Below are 457 nucleotides of genomic sequence, written 5' to 3'. Positions count from 1 at the left end.
GCTTTCGGCCGCCTTCGACGGAGCGCCCCCTTGACCCCCTTCCGGCGATCTTCACGCATTCTGACGGCGGCCTTGCTGACGGCGACGCTTTCAACCGCCGCCTGTTCGCGCGGGGGCGAAAACCGGCCGCCCGAACAGGGGGACCAGGCCGTGGCCACGGTCCAGGACGAGACCATCTGGGCCTCGGATGTGAAGCGCGAGGCGGTTGCCCAAGGTTTGATCGGCGAGGACGAGGCGCTGGATACGACGTCGGATCTCTTCCGCCGGGTGCTGGACGAGGTGATCGACCAAAAGCTGCTGGCCGGAGAGGCGCAGCGGCGGCGGCTGGACTCCTCGCCTCTGGCGCAGCGGCGTCTGGAAGCGACGCGCGAACGCATCCTGGGCGACATGCTGGTCGAGAGCGTGGTCAACAAGGCCGTCTCGGACCAGGCTGTGCAGACCCTGTATAATGAGCAGC

General features: G+C 67.6%; 1 protein-coding gene. It reads left to right on the top strand.

The features are described 5' to 3' along the window. Window positions 1–30: 30 nt before the first annotated feature. Window positions 31–457, top strand: a 427-nt coding sequence (locus JWG43_RS20805) for a SurA N-terminal domain-containing protein (protein WP_205244337.1), incomplete at its 3' end; no start/stop codon positions are given.

Origin of the sequence: Desulfobulbus alkaliphilus (assembly GCF_016918545.1) — a bacterium.
In the GTDB taxonomy this organism is placed as follows: Bacteria; Desulfobacterota; Desulfobulbia; order Desulfobulbales; family Desulfobulbaceae; genus Desulfobulbus; species Desulfobulbus alkaliphilus.
This window is presented reverse-complemented; position numbering and strand designations above follow the sequence as displayed.